Annotated in this window: 24 protein-coding genes and 1 tRNA gene; 16 read left to right on the forward strand and 9 right to left on the reverse strand. The window is 70.1% G+C overall.

Translation table 11 applies throughout. The annotated features are described in order from the left end of the window. Window positions 1–2: 2 nt before the first annotated feature. On the reverse strand, window positions 3–1004 hold the full coding sequence (gene selD / locus LH076_RS02110; RefSeq protein ID WP_227782355.1) for a selenide, water dikinase SelD: 1002 nt from the start codon (window positions 1002–1004) through the stop codon (window positions 3–5). A gap of 80 nt (window positions 1005–1084) precedes the next feature. On the opposite strand from selD, the gene LH076_RS02115 reads away from it, so the two are divergent. From LH076_RS02115 to selB, 3 genes are all read left to right on the forward strand, one after another. Continuing rightward, window positions 1085–1180, forward strand: a tRNA-Sec gene (locus tag LH076_RS02115). A 32-nt stretch (window positions 1181–1212) separates the two neighbouring features. Then, complete coding sequence (selA, locus tag LH076_RS02120) at window positions 1213–2520, forward strand: L-seryl-tRNA(Sec) selenium transferase (RefSeq protein ID WP_227782356.1); 1308 nt, start codon at window positions 1213–1215, stop codon at window positions 2518–2520. Beyond that, on the forward strand, window positions 2517–4313 hold the full coding sequence (gene selB, locus LH076_RS02125; RefSeq protein ID WP_227782357.1) for a selenocysteine-specific translation elongation factor: 1797 nt from the start codon (window positions 2517–2519) through the stop codon (window positions 4311–4313). Before selA ends, selB begins: the two co-directional genes overlap by 4 nt. Window positions 4314–4348: 35 nt before the next feature. Here selB and arsC read toward each other — a convergent pair whose 3' ends face one another. Further along, a complete protein-coding gene (arsC, locus tag LH076_RS02130; protein WP_227782358.1) occupies window positions 4349–4699 on the reverse strand; it encodes an arsenate reductase (glutaredoxin) in 351 nt (116 codons plus the stop codon). A gap of 35 nt (window positions 4700–4734) precedes the next feature. Beyond that, window positions 4735–6021: an HNH endonuclease signature motif containing protein gene (locus LH076_RS02135; protein WP_227782359.1), complete on the reverse strand. Its 1287-nt coding sequence runs from the start codon at window positions 6019–6021 to the stop codon at window positions 4735–4737. A 400-nt stretch (window positions 6022–6421) separates the two neighbouring features. Between LH076_RS02135 and LH076_RS02140 the strand changes: the two genes are divergently transcribed. Then, a complete protein-coding gene (locus LH076_RS02140; protein ID WP_227782360.1) occupies window positions 6422–7633 on the forward strand; it encodes an IS110 family transposase in 1212 nt (403 codons plus the stop codon). Window positions 7634–8480: 847 nt separating this feature from the next. Here the strand turns inward: LH076_RS02140 and LH076_RS02145 are convergent. Genes LH076_RS02145 through LH076_RS02155 form a run of 3 tightly spaced genes read right to left on the reverse strand, consistent with a single transcriptional unit; the run spans window position 8481 to window position 10327 of the window. After that, window positions 8481–9392, reverse strand: a complete 912-nt coding sequence (locus tag LH076_RS02145) for a cation diffusion facilitator family transporter (protein WP_227782361.1) — start codon at window positions 9390–9392, stop codon at window positions 8481–8483. Window positions 9393–9440: 48 nt separating this feature from the next. Next, a complete protein-coding gene (locus tag LH076_RS02150) occupies window positions 9441–9920 on the reverse strand; it encodes a GNAT family N-acetyltransferase (protein WP_227782362.1) in 480 nt (159 codons plus the stop codon). After that, a complete protein-coding gene (locus tag LH076_RS02155) occupies window positions 9920–10327 on the reverse strand; it encodes an arsenate reductase ArsC (RefSeq protein WP_227782363.1) in 408 nt (135 codons plus the stop codon). The genes LH076_RS02150 and LH076_RS02155 overlap by 1 nt, the downstream gene beginning before the upstream one ends. Before the next feature lie 103 nt (window positions 10328–10430). Between LH076_RS02155 and LH076_RS02160 the strand changes: the two genes are divergently transcribed. From LH076_RS02160 to LH076_RS02170, 3 genes are all read left to right on the forward strand, one after another. Further along, window positions 10431–10769, forward strand: a complete 339-nt coding sequence (locus LH076_RS02160; protein WP_227782364.1) for an ArsR/SmtB family transcription factor — start codon at window positions 10431–10433, stop codon at window positions 10767–10769. Continuing rightward, window positions 10766–11479, forward strand: a complete 714-nt coding sequence (locus LH076_RS02165; protein WP_227782365.1) for an aquaporin — start codon at window positions 10766–10768, stop codon at window positions 11477–11479. Before LH076_RS02160 ends, LH076_RS02165 begins: the two co-directional genes overlap by 4 nt. Before the next feature lie 71 nt (window positions 11480–11550). Further along, window positions 11551–12675, forward strand: coding sequence for a HoxN/HupN/NixA family nickel/cobalt transporter (locus LH076_RS02170; RefSeq protein ID WP_227782366.1), 1125 nt, complete (start codon window positions 11551–11553; stop codon window positions 12673–12675). Between the two features lies 1 nt (window position 12676). On the opposite strand, the gene LH076_RS02175 is transcribed toward LH076_RS02170, so the two are convergent. Continuing rightward, complete coding sequence (locus LH076_RS02175; RefSeq protein WP_227782367.1) at window positions 12677–14392, reverse strand: dolichyl-phosphate-mannose--protein mannosyltransferase; 1716 nt, start codon at window positions 14390–14392, stop codon at window positions 12677–12679. A 48-nt stretch (window positions 14393–14440) separates the two neighbouring features. Between LH076_RS02175 and rsmI the strand changes: the two genes are divergently transcribed. The 7 genes from rsmI to LH076_RS02215 all read left to right on the forward strand — a co-directional run bounded on the left by rsmI (window position 14441) and on the right by LH076_RS02215 (window position 21761). Continuing rightward, a complete protein-coding gene (gene rsmI / locus LH076_RS02180) occupies window positions 14441–15277 on the forward strand; it encodes a 16S rRNA (cytidine(1402)-2'-O)-methyltransferase (RefSeq protein WP_227782368.1) in 837 nt (278 codons plus the stop codon). A 64-nt stretch (window positions 15278–15341) separates the two neighbouring features. After that, the gene (locus LH076_RS02185) at window positions 15342–16169 is read left to right on the forward strand and encodes a TatD family hydrolase (RefSeq protein ID WP_227782369.1); all 828 of its coding nucleotides are present in this window, start codon (window positions 15342–15344) and stop codon (window positions 16167–16169) included. Window positions 16170–16257: 88 nt separating this feature from the next. Beyond that, window positions 16258–17061 (forward strand): resuscitation-promoting factor, encoded by an 804-nt coding sequence (locus tag LH076_RS16965; protein ID WP_321573728.1) that lies wholly within the window; start codon window positions 16258–16260, stop codon window positions 17059–17061. A 25-nt stretch (window positions 17062–17086) separates the two neighbouring features. After that, window positions 17087–17944, forward strand: coding sequence for a 16S rRNA (adenine(1518)-N(6)/adenine(1519)-N(6))-dimethyltransferase RsmA (gene rsmA, locus LH076_RS02200; protein WP_227782370.1), 858 nt, complete (start codon window positions 17087–17089; stop codon window positions 17942–17944). Beyond that, window positions 17941–18861 carry a 4-(cytidine 5'-diphospho)-2-C-methyl-D-erythritol kinase gene (locus LH076_RS02205; RefSeq protein ID WP_227782371.1) on the forward strand — a complete coding sequence of 307 codons (921 nt, stop codon included), beginning with the start codon at window positions 17941–17943 and terminating at the stop codon, window positions 18859–18861. Before rsmA ends, LH076_RS02205 begins: the two co-directional genes overlap by 4 nt. A gap of 30 nt (window positions 18862–18891) precedes the next feature. Continuing rightward, complete coding sequence (locus tag LH076_RS02210; RefSeq protein WP_227782372.1) at window positions 18892–20709, forward strand: ABC-F family ATP-binding cassette domain-containing protein; 1818 nt, start codon at window positions 18892–18894, stop codon at window positions 20707–20709. Further along, a complete protein-coding gene (locus LH076_RS02215) occupies window positions 20679–21761 on the forward strand; it encodes a glycosyltransferase family 2 protein (RefSeq protein WP_227782373.1) in 1083 nt (360 codons plus the stop codon). The genes LH076_RS02210 and LH076_RS02215 overlap by 31 nt, the downstream gene beginning before the upstream one ends. Here the strand turns inward: LH076_RS02215 and LH076_RS02220 are convergent. Beyond that, window positions 21758–22258: a MarR family winged helix-turn-helix transcriptional regulator gene (locus tag LH076_RS02220; protein WP_227782374.1), complete on the reverse strand. Its 501-nt coding sequence runs from the start codon at window positions 22256–22258 to the stop codon at window positions 21758–21760. The two genes, LH076_RS02215 and LH076_RS02220, sit on opposite strands and share 4 nt — an antisense overlap. Window positions 22259–22334: 76 nt before the next feature. Between LH076_RS02220 and LH076_RS02225 the strand changes: the two genes are divergently transcribed. Both LH076_RS02225 and miaB read left to right on the forward strand, forming a co-directional pair. After that, window positions 22335–22817 (forward strand): hotdog fold domain-containing protein, encoded by a 483-nt coding sequence (locus LH076_RS02225; RefSeq protein WP_227782375.1) that lies wholly within the window; start codon window positions 22335–22337, stop codon window positions 22815–22817. A 26-nt stretch (window positions 22818–22843) separates the two neighbouring features. Further along, the gene (gene miaB / locus LH076_RS02230; protein ID WP_227782376.1) at window positions 22844–24373 is read left to right on the forward strand and encodes a tRNA (N6-isopentenyl adenosine(37)-C2)-methylthiotransferase MiaB; all 1530 of its coding nucleotides are present in this window, start codon (window positions 22844–22846) and stop codon (window positions 24371–24373) included. A 60-nt stretch (window positions 24374–24433) separates the two neighbouring features. Here miaB and LH076_RS02235 read toward each other — a convergent pair whose 3' ends face one another. Next, window positions 24434–24841 carry an antitoxin gene (locus LH076_RS02235; protein WP_227782377.1) on the reverse strand — a complete coding sequence of 136 codons (408 nt, stop codon included), beginning with the start codon at window positions 24839–24841 and terminating at the stop codon, window positions 24434–24436. Window positions 24842–24896: the final 55 nt, after the last annotated feature.

Here is a 24896-nt window from a genome sequence, read left to right on the forward strand (position 1 = left end):
GCTCAGCGGACCTCGATGGGTCCCGCCTCGCCGGGGCTTGCCGCAACGGTGTGACCGATCACCGGATAGCCCGGCACCTCGCCGACGACCAGCAGGCCACCGGAGGTCTGGGCATCGGCGAGGAGGAGGAGGTCGTCCTCGCCAATGCCGGGGCCGGCGCTCACGTGGGGGCCGACCCAGTCGAGGTTGCGGCGTGTGCCACCGGAGACGAATCCCTCGGCAAGCGCCTCCATGGCGCCCGTGACGGTCGGCACCGCCGTACGGTCGATGACGGCGCCGACGCCGGACGCACGTGCCAGCTTGTACAGATGGCCGAGGAGGCCGAAGCCGGTCACGTCGGTGCCGGAGCGAGCACCGGCCGACAGCGCCGCCTCCGAGGCGTCCCGGTTGAGTCGGGTCATCACCTCGATCGCCTCGGGAAAGACCTCGCCGGTGCTCTTGTGCCGGTTGTTGAGCAGCCCGACGCCGATCGGCTTGGTCAGCGTCAGCGGGAGGCCGGGCTCGGCCGCGTCGTTGCGCAGGAGTCGGTCGGGGTGGACGGTGCCGGTCACCGCCATGCCGTACTTCGGCTCGGGGTCGTCGACGGTGTGACCGCCGATCACCGGGCAGCAGGCCTCGGCGGCCACGTCGAGGCCGCCGCGCAGGACCTCGCCGAGCAGCTCCATCGGCAGCACCCCCCGGGGCCAGCCGACCAGGTTGATCGCCACGACCGGATGTCCTCCCATGGCGTAGACGTCGGAGAGGGCGTTGGCCGCCGCGATCCGTCCCCAGTCGTAGGCGTCGTCCACGACCGGAGTGAAGAAGTCGGCCGTCGAGATCACGGCAAGGTCGTCGCGGACCCGGACCACCGCGCCGTCGTCGCCCGCGTCCAGGCCCACGAGGATGTCCGGCCCGGCCTGGCCGACGAGGCCGCGGACCGCATCCTCGAGCTCACCCGGCGGGATCTTGCAGGCGCAGCCGCCGCCGTGCGCGTACTCGGTGAGGCGGCGCGAGGTGGTCGTCATGGCCTCACGGTAGGCGATGGGGTCACGGCACCGGTGGCTGCGCCGGGTGCCGAGGCGGAGGTGGTTGGATAGGCCCGCACGGAGGCGTCTGGGTTCCTGGTGGTCCCCCCGGTCTTCAACACCGGTGAGGCCGAGCATCTCGGTCTGGCGGGTTCGATTCCCGTCCGCCTCCGCCAGATCTCGAGATCTGCAGATCCAGGGAGGGGACATGAGCGAGGCCGACCCGCGGCGACTCATCCCGCGCACCGACCATCTGCTCGGCATGCCGCAGGCACGGGAGACGGAGCTCGGCGCGGACGCGGTGCGAGCGCTCGTCCACGACCTTCAGGAGCGGGCCCGCGCCGGCGAGCTGCCGCCGGAGGACGTGGAGGCCGCGTTCCTGGCCGCGCTCGCCGATCGCCGTCCCAGCTCGCTCCGTCCGGTCCTCAACGCCACCGGAGTGGTGGTGCACACCAACCTCGGTCGGGCGCCGCTCTCGGACGCCGCCGTCGATGCGGTCGTCGCCGCCAGCCGGTACGTCGACATCGAGCTCGACCTGGCCACCGGTACTCGCTCGCGGCGGGGTGTCGCCGCCCGCGCGGCGCTGCTCGACGCCTGCCCGGCTGCCGAGGACGCCCTCGTCGTCAACAACGGCGCGGCTGCCCTCAGTCTCGCCACCACGACGCTCGCCGGGTCCGGCGACGTGATCGTCTCGCGAGGCGAGCTGATCGAGATCGGCGCCGGCTTCCGACTCACGGACCTGATCATTTCGACCGGCGCTCGTCTGCGAGAGGTCGGCACCACCAACCGCACCCACCTGGCCGACTACGCCGACGCGATCGGACCGGAGACCGGCTGCCTGCTCAAGGTGCACCCGAGCAACTTTCGGGTCGAGGGCTTCACTGCGGCGGTGAACCTGCCCGTGCTGAGCGAGGTGGCCGCTGAGCACGGCCTGCCCCTCGTCGCCGACCTCGGCAGCGGCCTGCTCCGGCCGGACCCGGCGCTGCCCGACGAGCCTGACGCCGCCACGGCTCTCGCCGCGGGAGCAGACCTGGTGATCATGAGCGGCGACAAGCTGCTCGGCGGACCCCAGGCCGGCATCGTCCTGGGCCGCGCCGACCTCGTTCAGCAGCTCGCGCGGCATCCGTTGGCGCGCGCCTTCCGTGCCGACAAGCTCGCGCTGGCCGCGCTGGAGGCGACTCTCAACGGCGGGCCGACCCCGGTGGCCCGGGCTCTGCACGCGGATCCCGATGAGCTTCGCCGGCGGGCGGAGCGGATCGCTGCGGCGGTCGGTGGCGCCCCGGTCGTGCAGCACGACGGCCGGGTGGGCGGTGGCGGAGCGCCCGGATTCCCGCTGGCCGGCTGGGCCGTCAGCCTGCCCGAGGAGGTCGCCGCGCCGCTGCGGGCCGGGCAGTCTGCCGTCCTCGCGCGGGTCACTGACGGCGCCTGTCTCGTCGATCCGCGCTGCGTGCCGCCGGCCGAGGACGATGCCTTGATCCGTGCCCTCGCCGCGGCGTTGAGGGCGGTACGGCCGTGACGACTCACGTCGTCGCCACCGCCGGACACGTCGACCACGGCAAGAGCACGCTCGTCCGTGCGCTCACCGGGATGGAGCCCGACCGGTGGACGGAGGAACGCCGCCGTGGCCTCACCATCGACCTCGGCTTCGTCTGGACCACGCTGCCCTCGGGTCGTGAGGTGGCGTTCGTCGACGTGCCGGGTCACGAGCGGTTCGTCGCGAACATGCTCGCCGGCGTCGGCCCGGTCGGGGTCGTCTGCTTCGTGGTTGCGGCCGACGAGGGCTGGTCGGTGCAGTCCACCGACCACCGGGACGCCCTCGCGGCCCTCGGCATCGAGCACGGCGTCATCGTGGTCACGCGTGCCGACCGCGCCCCGGAGCGGGTGGAGGAGGTGATGGCGCGTGCGCGCGACGAGTTCGCCGAGACCGGCTTGGCAGACGCGCCGATCGTGGCGGTCTCCGCCGTCACCGGCGAGGGGATGGACGAACTGCGACGCACCTTGGACGCCGTCCTCGGCGCGCTGCCCTCGCCACCGACCGACGAGCGGGTCCGACTTTGGCTCGACAGGTCGTTCAGCATCACCGGCGCGGGCACCGTCGTCACCGGCACCCTGACGGCCGGTACGTTGCGTCGCGGCGACAGGCTCACGGTCGTCGGGCCGCGTGGGTCTGCGACCACGGTCCAGATCCGCGGGCAGGAGAGCCGGCGGGTTGCTGCCGCCGAACTGCTGCCGGTCGACCGGGTCGCGCTCAACCTGCGCGGTGTCGCCACCGACGAGGTGGGGCGCGGCGACGCCCTCGTCACCCCCGGTGCCTGGCCCGACACGCAGGTCCTGGACGTACGACGCTTCACCGGCGAGCCGCTCGACGAGGTCCCGGCGCACGTCGTCGTCCACGTCGGCACGGCCGCGATCCCGGCACGGCTGCGCTCCTTCGACCCCACACACGCCCGCCTGACCTTGGAGCGCCCGGCGCCGCTCGTCGCCGGCGACCGGCTCCTCCTCCGTGCCCCGGGAGGTCACGCCGTGCTCGGTGGAGTGGGTGTGCTCGATCCCGAGCCGCCACGGCTGCGCAGACGCGGCGACGGTGCCCGGCGCGCCGCGATCCTCGCCGCAATGCCGCCCGGTGGCGACGTACTGCCGAAGCTGGCGCGCGAGGGGGCGGTCGAGATCGCCCACATGCGACGTCTCGGCCTCGTCGCCGCGGGGGAGAGCGCGCCCGACGGGATCCAGAGCATCGACGGCTGGTGGGTCGAGCCGGTGGCGTACGACGGCTGGCGGGTCCAGGTCGCCGAGCTGATCAAGCAGCACCACGCCCGCGACCCGCTCTCCGCCGGGCTCTCCCAGGAGACACTGCGCGCCGAGCTCGGCATGCCCGCCTCACAGTTCCTGAGCCGGCTCATCGCCGACGCCGGCCTCACGTCGCGCGGAGCGCACGTCAGCCTCCCTGGCGCCGGTGATGATCTCGGTGCCGCCGAGGCGGGCCTCGCTCTGCTCGAGCAGCGCCTTGCCGCGGAGCCGTTCCGCGCGCCGGAGGCCGACGACCTGGCCGCTTGGCAGTTGGGCGTCCGTGAGGTCGCCGCTGCCGAGCGCCTCGGCCGGCTGATCCGGCTGACCGGCGGCGTGGTGCTGCTGCCGAGCGCTCCGGCCCTGGCGATGCGCGAGCTGGCCCGCCTTCGACAGCCCTTCACCACGAGCGAGGCGCGTCAGGCGCTGGGTACCTCTCGCCGTGTCGCCATCCCGCTGCTCGAGCACCTCGACGCCCGGGGGTGGACCCGCCGGGTCGACGAGGGGCATCGCGAGGTCACATGAAGTGAAGGAGTGGGGCCTCCCGACGCTCCGCGGGGTCACAACAGCTCAAGCACCCGCTCGATAGGACGGGCGAGCACGGCCTTCTCCCCGCGTACGACGACGGGCCGCTGCAGCAGGGCCGGGTGCTCGGCCATCGCCTCGATGATCGCGTCGTCGCTCGTGGTCGGATCGGCCAGGCCGAGCTCCTTGTACTCCGGTTCACGCGTGCGGAGCAGCTCGCGTGGCGTGAGGCCCGTCTTCTCGACGATCTCCTCCACCTGGGCGCGGGTCAGCCCGAGGACGTGATAGTCGATCTTGTCGACGTCCACGCCTCGTTCCTTCAGGAGGGCGAAGAGATTCCTGCAGGTGGTGCAGGTCGGCTTCTCGTAGATCTTGATGTCGCTCACGAGGCCAGCATGCCGTGTCGAGGTGGCCGTGCTCCTCAGGTCCTGCGGTAGAACCGGATGGTGCCGTCGGGGAGGCGCTCGTGCGTGTAGTCGGGTGAGTGGATCCTGCGGTGGCCGGGTTTGCAGAGCAGGACGAGGTCCTTGAGGTCGGTCTTCCCGCCTTGGGACCAGGCGTTGAGGTGGTGGACCTCGGTCATGGCGGCCGGCACGTCGCAGCCTTCTTCGCTGCAGGTGGCCCGGATCAGTATGAGCGCCTTCTTCTGAGCCTTGGTGGCCAGCCGTGAGGTGCGGCCGAGGTCCAGCACGTGGCCCTGACCACCGAGGACGGCTGGGATGATCCCGGCCTCACAGGCCAGGCGGCGTGCTTCGTTTGCGGTGATCCGCTCGACGCCGTGGGGGCCGAGGACGGTGGCGGCGGCAAGATCGCGGCGGAGGTCGGCCAAGGGGATGGTGACGATGAGTTCGGTGCCGGTCGTGCCGTGTTGCGGCATCGAGTTCGGGTCGATGTTCTCCAGGAGCTCGCAGAAGGCGTGGCCGAGCTTCTTGTTGTTCGGCAGCTTCCACCACACCCTCTCACCCGCCTCGTCGCCGGCCGCGTCCGCGAGTGCCTGCTTGTCGGCGGGGTCGTGCCGGGGGCTGGTGAAGGCGTGGAGGAGGTGGGCGAGGCGGGTGGCGGTGAGGTCGGGGACGACGATGGTGATCTTGGTGGTGCCGTCGTGCTTCTTCGCGAAGCTGAGCCGGGTCTTCTGGAACGCGGTGCGTTCCTCAGCCTCGAGCTTCTTCGCCTCACGGGCTTCGGTCCCGTCGGGGTCGATCACGTCGAGGACCTGACGGGCCAACACCCTCAGCTGGTTGGGGTTCCACCGCGACGCTTCGTCGACGAGGTGCGCCTCGGCGCGGGGGATCAACTCGGCCGCAGTGTCGTCCGGTAGGGCGTTCAGGGCGCGGGTGATGATCTCGGCCTGCTCGCGGTTCACCACCCCGGCACGCATCCCCGCCGCCACGGCCGGCCATGCTTCCAACGCTTCAGCAAGCCGTTTCTGGGCGCGTGCCTCCCTGGGGCCGATATGGGTCTCATGGGCCAACCAGCCGGCAGTGTCGTGCTTCCCCGCGTCATCAGCGACCTGCGCGGCACTGGCCATGACGCGTGCTTGGAGCTCGGTGAGCTGGTTCGTGGCCGCGACCATCTCTCGGAGAGCTTCGGCCTGCGCGCCCGGTGACATGAACAGCGGGTTCACGTCCGCAAGGTCACCGAGGATCTCGCGGATCTGCTGGGCGCCCGCGACGATCGGATGGGTCGGTTCGACGTACTGCACGACCATCGGGGCACCTCCTTCGCGACACGGCAAACGGACCAGACCCCTGCCGAACAGCAGGTGGTCTCTCATCGTTCGCCGGCTCGAATGAGCGAAGGTGGGTGTTCCTCGGCTGACCGATCGCTTCGACCCTGTGGACTGGGCCTCCTTCACGACCGGATACTCCGATCCTACTCCCGAGCACCGACAGTAATGATCGGAACACTCCACCGGGGTCGTGGCTCGATGTGTCCGACTGACGTCCTGCTGGGCTGTCTTGATTCTGTAATGCCCGGCTCTGGTGGAGGCCGTTGAACGGCGCCAGCCGGGCGGACATGACTTCATAAGAGCCTGGCAAGCGCCTCATTACTGTCCTGTCTGCCCACCCGGCTGGGGCCCACCCTCACGAGTGGAAGGCAGTTCCAGCATGACAGTCGAAGCACAGTCCGGGCAGGTCTACGGCGGCGTGGACACCCACGAGGAATCGATCCATGTCGCCGTCATCAGCGCCTTGGGCCACGACCTGGGCGACAAGGAGTTCCCCACCAGCCCCGAGGGCTACCAACGCACCTTGGCGTTCATCACCAGCCACGGCGATGTGGCCGCGGTCGGGATCGAGGGCACCTCCTCCTACGGAGTCGGCATCGCCACCGCGGCCCGCGCCGCCAACATCGAGGTCGTCGAGGTGATGCGGCCCGAACGCGCCGAACGTCGTCGCCTGGGCAAGTCTGACCCGATCGATGCCTACCAGGCGGCGCGCGCGGCGCTGGGCTCCCATCGCACGGCTCCCGCCAAGGACCCCGCGGTCATTGAAGGCATCCGGGCCCTGCACAACGCCCGCCGCTCGGCACGCAAGGCGAGGACTGCAGCGATGATCCAGATCCACCACCAGCTCATCACCGCGCCCACGGCGATCCGCGAGCGCTACCGCTCGATGGGACGCGAGGAGCGCATCAAGGTCCTCGCCCGCATCCAGATCCGACCAGACCGTGAGTCCCTCGAGCGGGCCATCATGCTGGCCCTGAAGACCCTGTCCCAGCGCTGCATCGAACTGCAGCGTGAGCACGACAAGCTCGGCATCGAGCTCGACCAGCTCGTCACCGCCGCCAACCCCGGGCTGCGGGCCGCCTACGGCGTCGGCCCCGACACCGGTGCCCAACTGCTGCTCACCGCCGGCGGCAACCCCGAGCGCCTACGGTCCGAGGCAGCCTTCGCAGCACTCTGCGGCACCAGCCCGATCCAGGCATCCTCGGGCAAGATCACCCGGCACCGGTTGTCCCGTGGCGGGGACCGTACCGCTAACAGCGCACTGCACAGCATCGCACTGGTACGCATGGCCAAGGACCCCCGCACCAAGGACTACGTCACCAAGCAACGCCAGGCCGGCCTCAGCTCGATGGAGATCATCCGCAAACTCAAGCGCGCGATCGCCCGGGAGGTCTTCCGTTACCTGACGACCCCCGTCACCGTCCCGGCCGTCGACGACCTGCGTCCGCTGCGCCAGGCCAAGAACATCACCCTGACCACCGCAGCCAACGAGCTCGGCGTCTGGCCCATCACCATCAGCGAGCTCGAACGCGGAATCCGCCGCAACGACAACCTCGCCCAGACCTACCGAAACTGGCTCCACGTCGCTTGACGGACGATAGGAGCATCAGAACCTAGGAGGAAAAGAGGCGGATCCCCTTATCTTATTGGGCTTTCGCGGTTGCCCTACGCTTGCGACGTGCTTCCCTTCTGGGCCTCCGACGCTGTCCTCATCACGGTGCAGGCGGCGTTGGTGTGTGGTCCGCTGCCGAAGCTGCCACGCGCATTGGCGCGGGCGAAGGGGAGTGTCTGGGGCTGGGTGCTGCTGCCCGGCTCCCTGGGCGGGACGATCGCGTTGTTGGCGGCGGTGCCGTCACTGGCCGACGTCTACGCCTGGGTCGCCGCCATCGGGGTGCCGCTGCTCGCGGCGATCGCGTTCGGTGCCTGGGCGCGCGGCGTCGGGAGGGCAGCGGCCGTCACGATCGGCCTTCTCACCGCCGGCGTCCTGCTCGCGATCGCCTGGGCCGGAGACGGATGGATCGCGCAGGCCGCCGCGGTCACCCTGACCGCGCTGAGCGTCTCAACGATCGCAGCCTGGCTGGCCGAGCTCGCCCCCTCACTCGTCCTGAGGATCGCCCTTGTCGTGATGGCGGTGCTCGACTGCGTGCTCGTCTTCGGCCACCTCCTCGAGGGCCCCAACGACACCCTCAATGCCGCCTCGGCAAGCAGCCTGCCGCACCTGCAGGTGGCGCACTTCCAGCATGCGCTGATGGGTTATGGCGACTTCTTCGTCGCGGCTGTCCTCGGTGCGATCCTGGCGACGGCGGCGACGCCGCCCTGGCCGGCCCGTCGCACGGGAGCAGTGATCGTCCTGGCCCTGTCGGTCCTCTTCGACCTGCTCTTCTTCGTCGTCGACATGCTTCCGGCAACCGTCCCCGTCGCCGTGGCCCTGCTGGTCCTCAGTGCGCTCCGTGCTCGTGCGCCGCATGACTCGCAGGCTCGAACTGGAAGGTCGAGTGCTCCACGTCGAAGTGGTCGTGCAGGCACTCCTGCACCGCATCCAGGAGCTGCGGAGTATGACGGTCGCCGAAGCACTGATCCTCGACGGTCAGATGAGCCGACAACGTGGGAAGACCCGACGTGATCGTCCAGGCGTGCAGGTCGTGGACGTCGACGATGTGGTCGACCTCGAGCAGGTGACGGCGTACCTCCGCCAGATCCAGGTCGCCGGGCGTGCCCTCGAGGAGGATGTGCCCGGAGTCGCGGAGGAGGCTCCACGCCGACCGCAGCATCAGTACGACGACCACGAGTGCGGCCACGGAGTCGGCCTTCTCCCAGCCGGTGGTGAGGATCACGACGGCCGCGATCAGCGTGCCGACGAAGCCGAAGAGGTCGGTGAGGATGTGCTGGTAGGCACCCTCGATGTTGAGGCTCGACCGGTTGGCGCGGGCGATCAGCCACGCGGCGGCCACGTTGACCAGACATCCGACGGCGGCGACGACCAGCACCGGTCCGCCGGACACCGTGGGATGGGAGGAGACGAGCCGGCGTACGGCCTCGACGAGCACCACCCCGGAGACGACCAGCAGCGTGATGCCGTTGATCGCGGCGGAGAGGATCTCGGCACGCTTGAGGCCGAACGTCCACCGCTCTGACGCCGGTCGGGCGGCGAGCCGGATCGCCCACAGCGCCGCGGCGATCGAGCCGGCGTCGGTGAGCATGTGCCCGGCGTCGGAGAGCAGCGCGAGCGAGTCGGCCAGGATCGCCACGACCACCTCGCCGACCATGAACGCGACCAGCAGCGCGAGTGCCGCCAGCAGCGCACCGCGTGTGGCGTCGTCAGCGATGCCGTGGTCGTGATGGTGGCCCATGGGATTGAGCCTAGAGATCTCGGCGCCGTGTTCCGGCTCGACTGTCCGTCAGGCGCGGAGTTCGAGCAGGATCGTGTCCCGCCAGGCTCCGTCGAGCTGGGCGATCCGCTCACGACAACCGACCTCGCGGAAGCCTGCCCGGCGGTGGAGGGCGAGACTCGCGGTGTTCTCCGGGAAGATCGACGTCTGCAGCGTCCAGAAGCCGGCCTCCTGCGCCGCCCGCACCTGGTGCGCGATCAGCAGCGTGCCGAGCCCGCGCCCGATCAGAGCGGTGTCGAGGTAGATCGACGTCTCGCCGACACCGCGGTAGCACTCGCGTGCCGACACAGCGGTCATCGCGGCCCAGCCGGCGACGGCTCCCTCGTGCTCGATCACCCAGCGCTGACCTGCGATCCACTTGGCGTCGAGCGCCTCTGCGTCCGGAACGGCCGTCTCGAAGGTCGCGTTCCTCGTCTCGATGCCGAGCCGATAGATCCGGCGTACGTCGCCCCAGTCCCGTTCCTCGAGGGCCCGGATCTGCGCCGCCATCACCGGCTTCCGGGCACGAGTTCGGCCACCAGGGCGGTGACGCGCCCTTTGATGTCGTCGCGGATCGCCCGGACGGTCTCGATGCCCTGACCGGCCGGATCCGCGAGATCCCAGTCGAGATAACGCTTGCCGGGATACCAGGTGCACTCGTCGCCGCAGCCCATGGTGATGACGATGTCGGCGGCCTGCATCAGCTCCGGGGAGGCGAACTGCGGCGCGGCCGACGAGATGTCGATGCCCTCCTCGGCCATCGCCTCGACGGCCACCGGATTCAGCGCCGTCCCGGGCTGGGAGCCGGCGGAGAGGACGGCGACCGAGTCCCCCGCGAGGTCGCGGAGGAACCCGGCCGCCATCTGGGAGCGCCCAGCGTTGTGGACGCACATGAAGAGCACGGTGGGGGCGCTCATGTCAGCAGCAGCCTCCGCAGCAACCGGGGTCGCAGCAGTCATCGTGTGTTGTCGTCATGCCTTCACCTTGCGACATGACATAGACGGCTGTCAATATAGATACATGTCGAAGTCCCTGCCCCTCGTCGAGTGCTGTGCACCGGTCACCAAGGAGCCGATGACGGCCGAGCAGGCCGAGGGCGTCGCGCCGATGCTCAAGGCGCTCGCGGACCCGGTGCGCCTGCGTCTCCTCAGCCTCGTCGCCGCCCACGAGGACGGGGAGGCCTGCGTCTGCAACCTCAACGACGCCTTCGACCTCTCCCAGCCGACGATCAGCCACCACCTCAAGGTGATGCACGAGGCGGGCCTCCTCGACCGTGAGAAGCGCGGCACCTGGGTCTACTACGCCGTACGCCGCGACGCGCTCGCCGATCTCGCCGCGCTGCTCGGAGGGGCGGCGTGAGGGCCGACGTCGGACGCCGCCTCCTGGCCGAGTTCCTCGGGACGGGTCTCCTCGTCGCCGTCGTGGTCGGCTCGGGCATCGCCGCTCAGCAGCTGTCGCCGCACGACGTCGGGCTGCAGCTGCTCGAGAACTCGATGGCGACGGTCTTCGGGCTCGCTGCGCTGATCCTCGTCTTCGGGCCGGTCTCGGGCGCCCACTTCAACCCGGTCGTCACCCTCGCCGACTGGGCGCTCGGGCCCGACCGTCACGCCGGTGGCCTGCCGGGAGTGGCCGCCTATCTCGTCGCCCAGGTGGCGGGTGCAATCGGGGGCGCGATCCTGGCCAACGTCATGTTCGGCGTCGACACGTCCCTCTCGGGCAAGGACCGCGACTCGGGCGGGCACCTCGTGGCCGAGGTCGTCGCCACGGCCGTCCTCCTCCTGCTGATCTTCAGCCTGGTCCGCACCGGCCGCGACGCGTGGGTCGCCCCCGCCGTCGGCGCCTACATCGGCGCCGCCTACTGGTTCACCTCGTCGACGAGCTTCGCCAACCCTGCCGTCACGGTCGGCCGGATCTTCTCCGACACCTTCGCCGGCATCGCCCCTGCGTCGGCGCCGGCGTTCATCGCCATGCAACTGGTCGGGCTGGCCGTCGGCGTACTGCTGGTGGTGGTGCTCTACCCGGTCGCCGCGCCGGTCGTGCCGACAGCGCCGGGCCCCGTGGAGGACTGACCCTCTCTCGCTGCTCCTTCGTTGTTGCGATACGTTTGCAATAACGCACATCGAGCCGGCAGGAGGAGCAGATGAAGTCGGTGCAGGCCCTCTGGGCGACCCTCGGCGCGGCGGACAAGCGCTCCCTCGCCGGGATGTCCGCCTTCATCGTGCTGCTCCACGTCGTCGGCTTCGGGATCCTCTTCGGGGCAGTCACGCCGCAGCACCTCCCGCTCGGCGGCGACCACCCGGTCTTCACCGTCGGAGTCGGGCTGCTCGCCTACACCTTCGGCCTGCGACACGCCTTCGACGCCGACCACATCGCTGCGGTCGACAACACCACGCGCAAGCTGCTCGCCGACAACGTCTCCCGCGAGAGCTCGGGAGAGCCGCAGCAGCGCAAGCCGCTCTCGGTCGGCTTCTGGTTCTCGCTCGGTCACTCGACGATCGTCTTCGCGCTCGCCTTCCTGCTCTCCCTCGGCGTGAAGGCCCTCGTCAGCGGCGTCGAGGATGAGGGCTCCACACTCCACACCATCACCGGCCTGATCGGTCCGTCGGTGTCGGGCGTCTTCCTCTGGATCCTCGGAATCCTCAACCTGGTCTCGCTTCTCGGCATCCTCGCGGTCTTCCGCAAGCTCCGTCGCGGCGAGTTCGACGAGGCCGAGCTCGAGCGCCAGCTGGACTCACGCGGCTTCATGAACCGCATCCTCGGCGGGCTCACGAAGTCGGTCCGCAAGCCGTGGCACATCTACCCGATCGGTGTCCTCTTCGGACTGGGCTTCGACACGGCGACCGAGGTCGGGCTGCTCGTGCTCGCCGGCGGCGCGGCCGCGTTCAGTCTGCCGTTCTACGCGATCCTCGTGCTGCCGATCCTCTTCGCGGCCGCGATGTGCCTGGCCGACACGGTCGACGGCGTCTTCATGAACGCCGCCTACGGCTGGGCCTTCGCCAAGCCGGTGCGCAAGATCTTCTACAACCTGACCATCACGTCGCTCTCGGTCGCCGTGGCCCTCGTCATCGGCACGATCGAGCTCGTCGGCGTCCTCGCCGACCGACTCGACATCACCACCGGCCCGCTCGCCGCCGTCGCCGACATCCCGCTCGACTACGCCGGCTACGTGATCGTCGGCCTCTTCCTCACCGCCTGGGCCGTCGCCCTCGGCATCTGGAAGATCGGGCGGATCGAGGACCGCTGGACGGTCCCCGCGACCGACTGATCTAGATCCAGCGGGAGAACCAGATCCGGTCCAGCCACTGGCTGTGGGTCAGCAGCGCGTTGGTGTAGATCGGCCAGAACCAGGCGAAGTTCGCCACCACGAGGATCGTGAAGATCCCCGCGATCGCGGTGCCGACCGTACGCCGACGCCCGACCGTTGCAGGACCGATGATCGTCCCGAGCGTAAGGGCCAGCGCGACCACCGTGAACGGCAGGCAGACGATCGCGTAGTAGCTGAAGATCGGGCGGTCGTCGTACTGGAACCAGGGCAGCCAGGTGGAGGCGACACCGACGACGGCGACGCCGAACCGCCAGTCCCGCTTGAGGATCCACATCACGCAGGCGAAGACCAGCGCGAGCACGCCGCCCCACCACAGCACCGGCGTGCCGAGCAGGAGGACCTGGCGCAGGCAGTCCGAGCCCTGGGGTGCGGTGCAGGTCTCGCCCTCACTGCTCACGCCGGGCTGGATGCCGGTGTCGGCCGCGACGCCGACGGGCCGGTTGAGCAGCAGCCAGCCGGCGGGGTTGGAGGCATAGGTGTGCGTCGCGCAGTTGAGGAAGTGGGTGTGGAAGGTCCACACGTCCTCGTGGTAGTACCAGAGGCTGCGCAGCGACTGGGTGATCTCGCCCAGGCCGGAGGCGTCCGGCTCGGTCGCCGTGGGCCACTTCGCCGAGGTGTCGGGGTCGTCGCTGATGTACGTCTCGTTCTTGTCGCCCCCGCAGTGACCGTGCCCGGTGTACTGCGTGTACTGCGTCGAGGAGAGGTTCGCCTCGTAGACGTCGGCGTGGGCGAGCCAGCCTCCCCACGTCGCGACGTACACGACGAAGGCGACGACGACGAGGTAGAGCACCGCGGGGAGGCCGTCGGTGATCGCTGCCTTCAGCAGGGCGAGGCGGACGCCGAAGGAGCGGCGGGCACCGGCACTCCAGATCCAGACCATGATCCCGAAGGCGGCGAGCGGGTACATCGCGGTCCACTTGGTGCCGCAGGCCAGCCCCCACAGCAGGCCGCTGGCCAGCAGCCACGGGCGCCACAGGACCAGCGGACCCCACGACCGGGCGGCCTCGATCGGTGCTTCGAGCCGGGCAGCGAGCCGGCCGCGGTACCAGTCGCGGTCCGCGACCATGCAGCTCACCGCGGCGAGGGTGAAGAGCGCCAGGAAGATGTCGAGCAGGGCCAGCCGGGAGAGCACGAACTCCAGGCCGTCGAAGCAGAGCAGTACGCCGGCCAGGCAGCCCAGCAGCGTCGAGCCGCTCAGCCGCCGGGTGAGCCGGATGACCACCATGACCAGGAGCGCGCCGGCGATCGCCGGCGCCATCCGCCAGCCGGTCGGATCCATGCCGAAGACCTTCTCGCCCAGCGCGATCAGCCACTTGCCGACCTCGGGGTGGACGATCATCTCCGGCGTCTCCTTCCAGACGCCGGTGAGGGTGCCGTCGAGGATCTTCTCGTTCGCGCCGTCGATGTAGTCGCGGGCGTAGCCGAAGTGGAGCAGGCTCCACGCGTCCTTGGCGTAGTAGGTCTCGTCGAACTCGAAGGTCCGGGGCGTGCCGAGGTGCCAGAGCCGGAGCACGAAGGCGGCGACCGTGATCAGGACGGTCGCGCACCAGCCGACCACCGGGTCGCGGCCGCGGATCGCGCCGCGGGCACGCTGCCACGCCGTCGGCGTCGTCGTGGTCAGGGGCGCGTGCGGCTCGCCGTCGATCAGCAGGGTCACGGCGCACAGACTATGTCTCGCCCTGTCACCGTCTGCGAGGATCACCGGGTGAGTGGAGTCCTGGTGCTGGCGGCGACCCCGATCGGCCGGATCGAGGACGCGCCGCCGCGGCTCGCCACCGAGCTGGCCGCCGCCACGGTCATCGCCGCGGAGGACACCCGTCGCCTCCGCCGGCTGGTCTCGGAGCTCGGCGTCGAGCTCAGCGGCCGCGTCGTCTCCTATTTCGAGGGCAACGAGGTGCAGCGCACGCCGCAGCTGCTCGACGCGCTGCTCGCGGGGGAGCGGGTCGTGCTGGTGACCGACGCCGGGATGCCGTCGGTCTCCGACCCGGGCTACCGGCTCGTGGCCGCGGCGGTCGAGGCCGACGTACGCATCACTGCTGTGCCGGGCCCGTCGGCCGTGCTCACGGCGCTGGCCGTGAGCGGCCTGCCCGTGGACCGCTTCTGCTTCGAGGGCTTCCTCCCGCGCAAGGCCGGCGAACGCTCTCGCCGCCTCGACGGCCTGGCGACCGAGGAGCGGACGATGGTCTTCTTCGAGGCGCCGCACCGAACCCACGCCGCCCTCGCCGCGATGGCCGAGGCCTTCGGTGCCGACCGCCCCGCGGCCGTCTGTCGCGAGCTGACCAAGACCTATGAGGAGGTACGTCGGGGCCCGCTCGGCCAGCTCGCCGACTGGGCCGCCGAGGAGGTCCGTGGCGAGATCACGATCGTGGTCTCGGGCCACGTGCCGGCCGAGGTCGACGCGAGCCCGGAATCGCTGCGCGCGCTCGTCGCGGCGTTGGAGGACGACGGCATGAGCCGCAAGGACGCGATCGTCGCGGCCGCGAAGCAGGCCGGCGTGCCCAAGCGCGAGGTCTACGACCTCGTGCACAAGCCGAAGCCCTAGCCGACCTCCGGGTTCTCGCCCCTCGAGAGCCGGACTTCTGCCCCACCTCCCTAGGCTTGCGGGCGTGAGCTTCCCGCCGATCCCTGCGCCCCTTCCGCACCCGGTCGTCGACAACCACACCCACCTCGACATCGAGCGTGCTGGCGAGCATCTCGCGATCGACGAGGCGCTGGAGAGGGCGGCTAGCGTCGGCGTCACCCGCATGGTGCAGGTCGGCACCGACCTCGCCTCCTCGCGCTGGGCCGTCGAGGCGGCCGCCTCGCATCCGCAGCTGATCGCGGCCGTCGCGCTGCACCCCAACGACGCACCCCTGCACAGCGCGGCGGACCTGGAGGCCGCGCTCGACGAGATCGAGGAGCTCGCCCACGTCCACGACCGGGTCCGTGCGGTGGGGGAGACCGGCCTCGACTTCTTCCGGACGGCTGAGGACGGCGTCGCGGCGCAGCAACACAGCTTCCGCCGGCACATCGACATCGCCAAGCGGCACGACCGCACCCTCCAGATCCACGACCGCGATGCGCACCAGGCGATCCTCGAGGCGATCGATGCCGAGGGCGCCCCCGACCGCTGGGTGATGCACTGCTTCTCCGGAGACGCCTCCTTCGCCCGGGAGTGCCTCGACCGCGGAGCCCATCTCTCCTTCGCCGGAACCGTCACCTTCAAGAACGCACCGCACCTACGCGAGGCCCTCGCGATCGCGCCACTCGACCGGATCCTCGTCGAGACCGACGCGCCCTTCCTCACGCCGCACCCGCACCGCGGCGACACGAACAGCTCCTACCTGATCCCCGTCACGCTTCGCGCGATGGCCGAGGTCCGCGAGATGGATCTCGGCGAGCTGTGCGCCGCGATCGACGCGAACACCGAGGCCGCGTTCGGCGGCACGTGGTAGGCGATTTCTGTGAGACGGGTCACATTCTCCGCCTGAGTGGGGGCCGACGATTGGATTTCGGGACTTTCGTCCCGTTCGGTGGTGACCCATGTTCGCTTGGTCCACCGCTCCGATGCTGCGTCGCATCGCCGTGATCTCCGGCGTCCTCACCGTGTTGGTGGTGGCGTTCGGCGTGCTCGTCGCGCAGCGCACGTCCCCGACGACCGAGGTCAGCGAGGCCGCCGCCACGACGGCAGCGAGCCCCTCGCTCGACCCGACGATGGTGGCCAGCCGCGACTCGCTCTCCCGTAGCACCCGACGCCTCGCCCCGGCCGAGCCCCGCACCGCCGGCGCGATCAGCGTCCAGCGTGTCTTCGACGCCGACGGTGCCCGCACCTGGCGAGCGCTCGAGCTGCACACCACCATCACTCGCCACGAGGGCATCGACTTCGACCGTGTCGAGAAGCGGACCGACGACCTCTTCGTGGGCGAGTCCAAGATCCTCAAGGACGGCGCCAGGGGCGCCCGCACGGCGACGTACGACGTCACCCGCCGCGACGGGAAGGTCACCGACCGCGACCTGCTCACCGCGACGGTCACCCGCCAGCCGGTCGACGAGGTCGTCGCGGTCGGCACGAAGGAGCGCCCGACGCCGGCGGTCCCCAAGGCCCCCGCGGGCGGCCCGAACTGGGACGCCATCGCGCAGTGCGAGTCCGGCGGCAACTGGCACATCAACACCGGCAACGGCTACTACGGCGGTCTGCAGTTCTCGCAGAGCTCGTGGCTGGCCAACGGCGGCGGCAAGTACGCGTCGCGTGCCGACCTCGCCAGCCGCGAGCAGCAGATCGCCGTCGCGAACGCCTACTACGCCAAGGCCGGACTGTCCCCGTGGGGTTGCGGCTACGCCGGCTGAGTCGCGAGGCCGATAGCCTTCCCTCATGCTTGCACCTCGTCTGCTCGGCCCTGCCGAGGTGCGCACGCTGGCCGCGGAGCTCGACCTGCGCCCCACGAAGCAGAAGGGCCAGAACTTCGTCATCGACGCCAACACCGTCCGCCGGATCGTCCGTGAATCCGGCGTCGGTGCCGACGATGTCGTCGTCGAGGTCGGGCCGGGACTCGGCTCGCTGACCTTGGCGATCCTCGAGACCGGCGCGCAGGTGACGGCGATCGAGATCGACGACCTGCTGGCCTCGCGCCTGCCGCAGACCATCTCGGAGCACGCACCGGACCAGGCGGCCGCCTTCCGGCTCGTCCACGCCGACGCGCTGCGCGTGACCGCTGCGGACCTCGCCGAGACGCCCGCCCCGACGGCGCTCGTGGCCAACCTGCCCTACAACGTCAGCGTCCCTGTCCTGCTCCACCTGATGGCTCTGCTCCCCACGCTGGAGAAGGGCCTCGTGATGGTCCAGGCCGAGGTGGCCGACCGCCTCGCCGCCACCCCGGGCTCCAAGGTCTACGGCGTCCCGTCGGTCAAGGCCGCCTGGTACGCCGACGTACGCCGTGCCGGTGCCATCGGCCGCAACGTCTTCTGGCCCGCGCCGAACGTCGACTCCGGTCTCGTCTACTGGGAGCACCACGCGCCACCGACGACCTCCGTGGCGCGCGAGGACGTGTTCAAGCTCGTGGACGCCGCGTTCGCGCAGCGCCGCAAGGGACTCCGCGGTGCGCTCAAGGCGTACGGCGTCACCGAGTCCCACCTCCGGGCCGCAGGGCTCGACCCGCTGGTCCGCGGCGAGCAGCTCACCATCCACGACTTCGTCCGACTGGCCGAGGCGACCTCAGGAGTCTCCGCATGACGCAGGCAGTGACCGTCCGGGCGCCGGCCAAGATCAACCTCTACCTCGGTGTCGGTCCGGTCCGCGAGGACGGCTTCCATCCGCTCGCGACGGTCTACCAGGCGATCGGGCTCTACGACGACGTCACGGTGACGCCGGCGGAGCAGTGGGAGATCCACACCGTCGCAGACGCCGGCATCGACCTGGCCGCCGTCCCGGACGACGAGGACAACATCGCGATCCGTGCCGGCAAGGCACTGGTGGCCCACCACCACAGGCCCGAGCTCGCCGCGCATGTCGAGATCCACAAGGGGATCCCGGTCGCAGGCGGCATGGGCGGCGGTAGTGCTGACGCCGCCGCGACCCTCGTCGCGGTCGACCGGCTCTTCGACCTCAACACCTCCGACGACGACCTGCTCGCGATCGCGGCCGAGCTCGGCTCCGACGTCCCCTTCGCGCTCATCGGCGGGACGGCCATCGGCACCGGCCGCGGCGAGATCGTCGAGCCCGTCGTCGACACCACGCAGTGCTGGTGGGTCGTCGTACCGCATGAGATCGGCCTGTCCACGCCGCTCGTCTACAAGCACTTCGACATGATGGTGGCCGAGGAGCTGCTCGAGGCCTTCCAGCCGGCGATTCCCCAGTCCCTGCTCGGAGATCTCGCGACCGGGGACGTGTTGACGCTCACGCCCGACCTCGAGAACGACCTCGCTGCGGCGGCGTACGACCTCCGTCCCGACCTTGTCGAGCTCCGCGAGCGGCTGGAGCGGCTGTGGCCCGACGCCGTGCTGCTCTCGGGCTCCGGCCCGACGCAGCTCGCCCTCTTCGCCGACCGCGACGCCGCCCGCATCGCGGCCGGCACCCTGAGCCAGGAGGGCCTCACCCACTGGCTCGCCCCAGGCCCGGTCGCCGGCTGCACCGTCATCGACTACAGCTGATCGGGAGCGGCCTGAGAGACTGGAGGCCTCATGGCTGCACCCGCGAACCTCCTCAATCTCGAGCACGTCTCCAAGTCCTACGGCATCCGGCCGCTCCTCGACGACGTCAGCCTCGGCGTCAACGCGGGCGATCGGATCGGCATCGTCGGGCGCAACGGCGACGGCAAGACCACGCTCCTCGAGGTCATGTCCGGGATCGAGTCGCCTGACACCGGGCGGGTCTCCCAGCAGCGCGGCCTGCTCATGGCCTACCTCCACCAGGGCGATCAACTCGACGACAGCCACACCGTCCGCGAGGCCGTCCTCGGCGGTCGCCAGGACCACGAATGGGCCGCCGACACGCGCACCCGCGAGGTCGTCGAGGTGCTGCTCGCCGGCGTCAGCCTCGACCGGATCGTCCACGGCCTCTCCGGCGGCGAACGTCGCCGCTGTTCCCTCGCCCAACTGCTCCTGGGCGATCACGACCTGCTGATCCTCGACGAGCCCACCAACCACCTCGACGTCGAGGCCGTCGCCTGGCTCGCCGCCCACCTCGCCAATCGCCCGTCGGCGCTCGTCGTCGTCACCCACGACCGCTGGTTCCTCGACGCCGTCTGCCAGTGGACCTGGGAGGTGCACGACGGTGCCGTCGACGTCTACGAGGGTGGGTACGCCGCCTTCGTGCTCGCCAAGGCCGAGCGGGCGCGTCAGGCCGCAGCGTCCGAGCAGCGCCGCCAGAACCTCATGCGCAAGGAGCTGGCCTGGCTCCGCCGCGGTGCGCCGGCCCGCACGAGCAAGCCGAAGTTCCGGATCGACGCCGCCAACGCCCTGATCGAGGATGTCCCCCCGCCGCGCAACCAGCTCGAGCTCGAGCGGTTCGCGACCCAGCGGCTGGGCAAGGACGTGATCGACGTCGAGGATGTCGACCTCTTCCGCGGCGAGCGCCAGCTCCTGGACCACGCCACCTGGCGGATCGGCCCCGGCGACCGCATCGGCCTGGTCGGCGTCAACGGTGCCGGCAAGAGCTCGATCCTCGCCCTCCTTGACGGCACCCTGCCGCCGAAGATCGGGAAGGTGAAGCATGGCCGCACGATCGCGCTCGCCCACCTGCGCCAGCAGATGGAGCTTCCGGACGCCGAGAAGCGCGTCCTCGACGCGGTCGAGGAGATCCGTCGCGTCAACCGCACCGCCGACGGCCGCGAGGTCAGCGCCTCCAGCCTGCTGGAGCGCTTCGGCTTCACCGGTGACAAGCTCACCACCCGGATCGGCGACCTCTCCGGTGGCGAGCGCCGCCGCTTCCAGCTCCTCCGCCTCCTCCTCGGCGAGCCGAACGTGCTCCTGCTCGACGAGCCCACCAACGACCTCGACATCGAGACGCTCACCCTGCTCGAGGACTTCCTCGACTCCTGGCCCGGCACCCTCATCGTCGTCTCCCACGACCGCTACTTCCTCGAGCGCGTCACGGACTCCGTCTGGGCATTGATGGGGGACGGGCAGATCGCGATGCTCCCGCGAGGGGTCGACGAGTACCTCGAGCGTCGCGCGAGATCCGGCTTCTCGCCCTCCGAGGTCCGGAATCCGGCCCGTACCGGGCCGGCAGTAGCCAGGACCTCGGAGGGCGAGAAGCCGGATCTCGGGAGGCCCAAGGTCGGCGGGGCGGCGGAGCGCGAAGCGAAGAAGGTCATTGCTCGCATCGACAAGCAGCTCGCTCGGATCAGCGAGCAGGAGGCGGCTCTTCACGCCGAGCTTGAAGCGAGTAGCACCGACTTCGAACGGTTGGCCGACCTCGGCGCCCAGCTCCAGGAGCTTCTCGACGAGAAGGAATCCCTTGAGCTGGAGTGGCTCGAGGCGTCGGAGTTGCTCGAGTAAGCCTCAGCAACACGTGGCTCGCAGGTCGTCCGGAGTTCACCGGGCGCTGTGACGATCGGCGGATCAGCTCAGACCCAAGGAGCGCTGCCATCGACATCTCGGTTGTCATCCCCGCCAAGGACGAGGCCCGCACGATCCGTCCGCTCGTCGACGAGATCGTGGTCGCTCTCGGGGCCAATCCTGACGCCACGTGGGAGGTCGTCTTCATCGACGACGGCAGCACCGACGGCACCTGGGAGGAGATCCGCAGCGTCGCGAAGGACGTCCCGGAGGTCCGGGGGCTCAAACTGCGCACCAACGTGGGCAAGGCCGACGCCCTCTCCGCCGGCCTCGACGAGGCGCGCGGCCGCGTCATCATCACCATGGACGCCGACATGCAGGACGATCCGGCCGAGCTGCCGCGGATGCTCGCCACGATGGACGAGGGCTACGACCTCGTCACCGGCTACAAGGTGGTCCGCAAGGACCCGCTCAGCAAAAGACTCCCGAGCAAGCTCTTCAACCGCGCGACCGGCGTCGTGACCGGCCTGAAGCTCAACGACCACAACAGCGGCCTCCGCGTCGGCTACCGCGAGATCTACGACCAGGTCCCGCTGTACGGCGAGCTCCACCGCTACGTCCCGGCACTCGCCCACGCCAACGGCTTCAAGGTGACCGAGGTGCCGGTCAACCACCGGCCGCGGACCTACGGCCACTCCAAGTACGGCTTCGAGCGCTACGTCCGCGGCGCCCTCGACCTGCTCACGGTCGTCTCGCTGACCCGCTACGGCCGCCGGCCGTCCCACCTGCTCGGCGGCCTCGGCCTGGTCTTCGGCCTGATCGGCACGCTCACGCTCATCTACCTCACGGGCGTCTGGCTCTTCACCGACCACGCGATCGGCACCCGGCCGCTGCTGCAGTTCGGTGTCCTCTTCGACATCCTCGCGGTGCAGCTGCTCGGCATGGGCCTGATCGCCGAGCTCATCCTCAACCGCACGGACCTCCGCCGCACGCGGATCACGCCGGTGACGGCGTACGTCAACCGGCTTCCCGGCGAGGCCGACGCCGCCTAATCCCCGCTGAAGGTGACGAGCAGTCGGCGCAGCAGACCGGCGAGCTCGTCGGCCTGGTGCGGCGTGAGGTCCGCCATGAACTCGTGCTCGGCGTCGACGAGCCGGGTGAAGGCGACATCGACGGCCTGCTTGCCCTCGGGCGTGAGCCGCACGAGGACGCCGCGACGGTCCTCGGGGTCGGGGTAGCGCTCCACGAACCCGCGCGCGGCCAGTCGGTCGACGCGGTTGGTCATCGTCCCCGACGTCACGAGGGTCTCCCTCAGGAGGCGACCGGGGGAGAGCTCGTACGGCGACCCCGTCCGTCGCAGCGCCGCGAGGACGTCGAACTCCCAGGCCTCGATGCCGCCCGCGGAGAAGGCGTCGCGCCGGGCGAGGTCGAGGTGGCGGGAGAGCCGGGAGAGCCGGGAGAAGATCGCGACGGGGGAGAGGTCGAGATCGGGTCGCTCGCGCGCCCACGCCTCGGCCAGCTCGTCGACCTCGTCGCGCCGCGGTGTCATGCAGGTGAGCATAGACCGGTGAAGATTCTTGACGTCGAGAGGACGCGTCAGGTTACTCGTGAGTAATATGAAGTCCATGGTGAAGCTCGACAACCTCTGGAAGCAGACCACCGACGCCCCGATCGTCGGCAACCTCGTGGGCAAGAAGGCGTTCTCCTTCCTGTTCAGCCAGGTGGCGCCGTACTTCGGCTCCATCCACGCGACCATGACGGTCCTCGAGCCGAACCACGCCGAGCTCGTGATCCCCGACAAGCGCCGCGTGCATAACCACATCGGCACGGTGCACGCGATCGCGCTCTGCAACGGCCTCGAGATGGCCATGGGTGCGCTGGCCGAGGTGACGATCCCGCGCACGAAGCGCTGGATCCCCAAGGGGATGACCGTCTCCTACACCGCCAAGGCCGTCGGTGACATCACCTGCGTCGCGACCACCACGCAGGACCAGTGGGACAGCGCCGAGGGTGACCTCGAGGTCAAGGTCCAGGGCCTGACCAAGGACGGCACCGTCGTCATCGACGGCGTGATCACACTCTGGGTCACGACGAAGAAGCAGAAGTAGCGCCTGCCGCGTAATCTTGACGGGCCATGACCGAGCTCGCCACGCCCGCCACCCAGTCCCGGACCTACGAGGTCAAGACCTACGGGTGTCAGATGAACGTCCACGACTCCGAGCGCCTCTCCGGGCTGCTCGAGGGTGCGGGCTATCTGCGGGCCCCTGAGGGCGAGCAGGCTGATGTCGTCGTCTTCAACACCTGCGCGGTGCGGGAGAACGCCGACAACAAGCTCTACGGCAACCTCGGCCACCTCGCGCCGGTCAAGGCGAGCCGCCCGGGCATGCAGATCGCCGTCGGTGGCTGCCTCGCCCAGAAGGACCGCGACACGATCACGACCAAGGCACCGTGGGTCGACGTCGTCTTCGGAACGCACAACATCGGCTCCCTGCCGGTCCTGCTCGAGCGCGCTCGGGTCCAGGAGGAGGCGCAGGTCGAGATCCTTGAGTCGCTCGAGGTCTTCCCCTCCACACTGCCGACCCGACGCGAGAGCCCGTATGCCGCCTGGGTGTCCGTCTCCGTCGGCTGCAACAACACCTGCACGTTCTGCATCGTCCCGGCGCTGCGCGGCAAGGAGAAGGACCGCCGTCCCGGCGAGATCCTCGCCGAGATCGAGGCGCTCGTCGCCGAGGGCGTCTCCGAGATCACCCTGCTGGGTCAGAACGTCAACGCGTACGGCGTCGAGTTCGGCGACCGTCAGGCCTTCTCCAAGCTGCTCCGCGCCTGCGGTGCGATCGAGGGCCTCGAGCGGGTCCGGTTCACGTCGCCGCACCCGGCCGAGTTCACCGACGACGTCATCGAGGCGATGGCCCAGACGCCGAACGTGATGCCCTCGCTGCACATGCCGCTCCAGTCCGGCTCCAGCCGGATCCTCAAGGAGATGCGGCGCTCCTACCGCCAGCAGAAGTTCCTCGACATCATCCACAAGGTGAAGGCGGCGATCCCGGACGCGGCGATCACGACCGACATCATCGTGGGCTTCCCCGGCGAGACCGAGGAGGACTTCCTCGAGACGCTCAAGGTCGTCGAGGAGTCCCGCTTCTCGGGCGCCTTCACCTTCCAGTACTCCAAGCGCCCCGGCACGCCGGCTGCGACCATGGACGAGCAGGTCGACCCGGCCGTTGTGAAGGACCGCTACCAGCGGCTCGTCACGGTGCAGGAGCGGATCTCGCTCGAGGAGAACCAGGCCCAGGAGGGCCGCACCCTCGAGGTCATGGTCGCCGAGGGTGAGGGGCGCAAGGACGCCGAGACGGCCCGCTGGTCCGGTCGGGCCCCCGACAACCGCCTCGTCCACTTCCGCCCCGCGAAGATCGGGCGGAGCCGGGCTGAGGGGCTGGAGTACGGCGTCGACGTCCGGCCCGGCGACGTCGTGACCGTGACGATCACGCGCGGCGCACCGCACTACCTCGAGGCCGACGGTGGCGTGCTCTCCGTGCGTCGCACCCGGGCCGGCGACGCCTGGGCGAGCCGTCAGGCCCAGCCTACGGCCGCGGCCGGCGTCACGCTCGGCATGCCAACGGTCGGTGTCCCGGCTCCGCTGCCGCCCGCCCCGTCCTGCGCCTGAGGTGAATGGTTCCGGCACCCGAGGGTGCCGGAACCATTCACCTCGGCCAGCGCTGCCGGCTCAGAGCGTCGTCGGGGGCTCTTCCGTGAAGTCCTGGTTGACGTTCGACGCATCGGCGATGTCGTAGCTCGACTCGGTCTCGAAGACCTCGGCCGCCTCCGCCGCGGTCTCGGTCGGCTCGGCGCCGAACTCCGTGGAGTACTCCACGTCGACGGCCTGCTCGCCGGGCTTCAGCTTGCTGACCGTGTCCTTGGCCGAGGTGGCGAACCTGTCCACCTTGTCGGCGTACTTCCCGCCGGTCTTCTCGTCGATCTTGGCCGCGGCCTTGTCGACGTAGCCACCCTCATCGATCTTCTGGGCCGCGCCGGCCGCCGCGAGCTTGGCGGCCTCGGCCGCCTTCTCCGCGGCCTCCTTCGCCATGTCGGCGGCCTCGAGGGCCTTCTCCTTGGCCTTGTCGAAGAAACTCATCTGCTTCCCCCTGCGATGCGTGGCGGCCCGAGCGGCCGCGCCTGCGTCCAACCTA

The sequence above is a fragment of the Nocardioides sp. Kera G14 genome, from assembly GCF_020715565.1.
Taxonomy (GTDB): Bacteria; Actinomycetota; Actinomycetes; order Propionibacteriales; family Nocardioidaceae; genus Nocardioides.